Consider the following 3,105-nt stretch of genomic DNA (forward strand, 5'->3'; position numbering starts at 1 on the left):
ACGCGAGACCGATCCCAATTTGCCCGTGGTCTACATATCGGGCGCAGCGGCCCACGACTGGCCGGCACAAGGCGTTCCCAACAGCATAATTCTTCAGAAACCGTTTGCCCCCGCGCAGCTTACAACGGCGGTCTCTCAGCTCCTTAACGAGCGCTCGGCTGCCGATTTAGGCAAGGCTTGAGGCGAGACATGACGCAGGCGTCAATACTCCTTGTGGAAGATGAGGCGCGTATTCGAATGATGCTTGTCGAGATGGTCGAGGAACTCGGACACAGGGTCATCGCTGAAGTGGGGAATATAGATGATGCGCGATCTATTGCTGAGATTGAAGGATACGATCTCGCGATCCTCGACATCAATTTGCATGGTAGGAACGTGGGGCCCGTTGCCGAAGCAATAAGGAGACGAGGGCTGCCGTTCTTTTTCTTGAGCGGATACGGCAGCAGCGGCGTGCCGCACGGATTTGAAGGAACGCCCGTCTTAATCAAACCGTGCACGCTGGATGAGCTCAAGCACACAGTCGATACTGTTTTGCCGAACGGAGAAACTTGAAAGCGCAAGACAACCGTTGCGGTTGCCCTTTGCGAAGCAAGGCCGCCTCAGTTGGCGGGCTACCCCGCCCAGCACCTTTCTATTTGCGAGTCAGCAGATCCTCCCCGAGCGGCGTCCCGCTTTCATGCTGCGATCACCAGCCGCGCTCGATCTCATATCTGAGCCCGGCGCCAATCCGCTTCAATTCATCTTCTCACGGAGCTTTCGGATGAACTCGCGAAGGTCATCCGCATAATCCTCAACGATCCGGCGCGCCTCCTCCAAGCGAGTTGGCTTGGGCTCGGGTTCGGTTGGCTTGGGCTCGGTTTCGGAAGGCTTGTTCATGGCAGAGGCCTTGAACCTAGATCGCCGGCAATCCTTGATCTAAGTCAACGGACCTTCGTGCTAGCTCCCGCAATATCCGCGATCATGATGTGAGTCTGCGTATTCATCATCGTCGCCAGTACGGCTCGTCGCTTTTGGTATCAGGGTTGTGCCGGTTCTTGCCGATCGAAATCGGCAAGCCGGCTCCTGTCGTTTAACATGATCTCTCGCTGATCGCCGTCGAGGAACGTAAGGACGCCCGCTTTACGCAAGCTAGATAGCACGCGAGAAACCGTCTCCAACGTCAGGCCGAGATAGTCCGCAATGTCGCGACGAGTCATCGGGAGCGACACATTGTCTGCTCCGGTGCGGCAATCCATCTCAAGTAAGAAGGCGGCAACCCTTTCTACCGCGGTCTTGCGGCCCAGAAGCAGCATATGGTTTTCTGCGTGCTCCAGGTTGCGGGTAGTCATGCTGAGCAGGTTGTGCGAGACAACCGCGTCTCTTGCGGCCACCAATTGAATGCTTTCTCGCTTAATCAGGCGCGCGACGGTGTCGACGACCGCCTCTGCGGTAAATCGATGCGTGTCGCCATTCTCAATCCCGAAGATATCGCCCACTAAGTGAAAGGCGGCGATTTGACGCCGACCGTCCGAGAGCAACTTGTAACTTCGCACCGCACCATGCTTGACTTGATAGACATACACAGCGGGCTCTTTTTCACCGAAGATTTCGGTTTCTTTTCGGTATTTAAATTCGCTGAGGCCGATGATTCGGTTGAATGTACCCGCTAAACCGAATTCATCGAGCGTATTGGGCTGAAGTCGGCGATCCGCTGTGGTACGCACAAACATCGGTCATTCCTCTTCCGCATCAAATACTTTGAAAAATCCTTCTCGTGCCCGCAGGTCGTTCGACGAGCGAGCATATTCATTGAATGTGTGACCTTTGGTCATTGTACTAAGGTACAATGTCAAGTTGCTGGCGCCCCCGGCCGCGATGTTGGCTGCGTTTCGAGGAGCTTGCGCGCGGCCGTCTCCGGGTCTGCAAAGGGTCGTTCTGCGGTGTGCTTCTAGATTTTTCGCGGTTAGCGCGGTGGCGCTCATAACAGAGCCGACGTGCCGTATTGCCGATCTATCCAAGAGGGCGGAATGAAACTTTTGATCAGGGAGGATATTGTGCTGAGGAGCCTACTGGAGGCCGCCATATGGCACATCCTGTTCGCCACCCGTGGACCTCAGAAGAGATTGAGAAGCTCAAGGCGATGGCCGGGAATCACCGGCGCGAAAAGATAGCCGCTGAATTAAACCGAGGCGCCCCGGCGGTGGCCCTCAAAGCGCATCAGCTCGGTATCTCTTTGCGATACCACGCGCTGCCAAAGCGTCGACCTTCAACAACCGAGTCAGGGCCGGGCCATTGACTCGATTGTTTTCGCTCACCTGCGTTGCGCGCCAGGCGATCCCGCGCAAGGGCAGGGCCAACTGCATGTCAAGGCGCCGTGTGGCGTTGGCGGCGATGAAGGCATGCAGCGCAGATGAAATCTCGGAGTCGGTGTCGGCTGCGCGCTGGGCCAGGGGGCCGTTTTTTCTTGGGCGAATTAACAAAGGTTGATTGACGGAACCGGCTAACTCCACCAACCTCATCGTGTCGGGTGGGCTCCCCAAAGCTTCCTGATGCGCTCGAAATGGAACAGCTACTTTCAAAAGCCCCGCTTAGGCGGGGTTTTTTTTTTTTGCGCTCTGCGCTCCGCGTCCGGTGATCCCGGGCGTCCGCGACGTCGGAAGTCGCATCCCGGGACCACCCTTCGACGGGATTGAAGGATACAATCCGGACCGGATAGGCGTACTGGCCCGAGGGTCGAAATCGGGGGGCGGGTGCATCGGCCTTCTCGGGTCAGCTGGTTGCAAGGGAGGTCTTTTTTCGGGTAAACCGGGGTCAGGTTAAGGGGCGAAACGGGGCGAATCTGTTGCGCTTTGTAGAACTTGGTCACACCTCAGCCCAGTTTGCCTTGCTCGGCGACAAGGTTCGATCGCCGACTTCGGCACCATGTATGCGGCACATCACTGGATTGCTCGCCGTTTCAAGCCACGACCCAAACGGAAAGCAGAAAGCAGAGGCTCATGCCCACAATCGCTTTGGTCGACGACGACCGCAACATTCTCACATCCGTCTCGATCGCGCTGGAGACGGAAGGCTACCGCATCATGACTTACGCCGACGGCGCCTCCGCGCTCGACGGCTTCCGCACCA

4 protein-coding genes and 2 pseudogenes are annotated in these 3,105 nt (G+C 57.1%); 3 read left to right on the top strand and 3 right to left on the bottom strand.

The window, feature by feature from the left end; genetic code table 11:
• Together CT676_RS45000 and CT676_RS43315 are read left to right on the top strand one after the other, a co-directional pair.
• A pseudogene (locus CT676_RS45000) lies at positions 1 to 181 on the top strand (response regulator); the annotation flags it as partial.
• A gap of 8 nt (positions 182 to 189) precedes the next feature.
• Positions 190 to 552 carry a response regulator gene (locus CT676_RS43315; protein WP_135217318.1) on the top strand — a complete coding sequence of 121 codons (363 nt, stop codon included), beginning with the start codon at positions 190 to 192 and terminating at the stop codon, positions 550 to 552.
• A gap of 180 nt (positions 553 to 732) precedes the next feature.
• On the opposite strand, the gene CT676_RS44715 is transcribed toward CT676_RS43315, so the two are convergent.
• From CT676_RS44715 to CT676_RS43325, 3 genes are all read right to left on the bottom strand, one after another.
• Positions 733 to 876 carry a hypothetical protein gene (locus tag CT676_RS44715; RefSeq protein ID WP_167768358.1) on the bottom strand — a complete coding sequence of 48 codons (144 nt, stop codon included), beginning with the start codon at positions 874 to 876 and terminating at the stop codon, positions 733 to 735.
• A 140-nt stretch (positions 877 to 1,016) separates the two neighbouring features.
• Positions 1,017 to 1,709 carry a helix-turn-helix domain-containing protein gene (locus CT676_RS43320; RefSeq protein WP_135217319.1) on the bottom strand — a complete coding sequence of 231 codons (693 nt, stop codon included), beginning with the start codon at positions 1,707 to 1,709 and terminating at the stop codon, positions 1,017 to 1,019.
• A gap of 477 nt (positions 1,710 to 2,186) precedes the next feature.
• Positions 2,187 to 2,498, bottom strand: coding sequence for a hypothetical protein (locus CT676_RS43325; protein WP_135217320.1), 312 nt, complete (start codon positions 2,496 to 2,498; stop codon positions 2,187 to 2,189).
• A gap of 477 nt (positions 2,499 to 2,975) precedes the next feature.
• On the opposite strand from CT676_RS43325, the pseudogene CT676_RS43330 reads away from it, so the two are divergent.
• A pseudogene (locus tag CT676_RS43330) lies at positions 2,976 to 3,105 on the top strand (DNA-binding response regulator); the annotation flags it as partial.

It is taken from the genome of Bradyrhizobium sp. MOS001, from assembly GCF_004634465.1.
Taxonomy (GTDB): domain Bacteria; phylum Pseudomonadota; class Alphaproteobacteria; order Rhizobiales; family Xanthobacteraceae; genus Bradyrhizobium; species Bradyrhizobium barranii.

Excerpts from the sequence above, each read along its gene's own strand:
- CT676_RS43315 (WP_135217318.1), top strand. The coding sequence starts at position 190 with ATGACGCAGGCGTCAATACTCCTTGTGGAAGATGAGGCGCGTATTCGA.
- CT676_RS43325 (WP_135217320.1), bottom strand. The coding sequence starts at position 2,498 with ATGAGGTTGGTGGAGTTAGCCGGTTCCGTCAATCAACCTTTGTTAATT.
- CT676_RS43320 (WP_135217319.1), bottom strand. The coding sequence starts at position 1,709 with ATGTTTGTGCGTACCACAGCGGATCGCCGACTTCAGCCCAATACGCTC.
- CT676_RS44715 (WP_167768358.1), bottom strand. The coding sequence starts at position 876 with ATGAACAAGCCTTCCGAAACCGAGCCCAAGCCAACCGAACCCGAGCCC.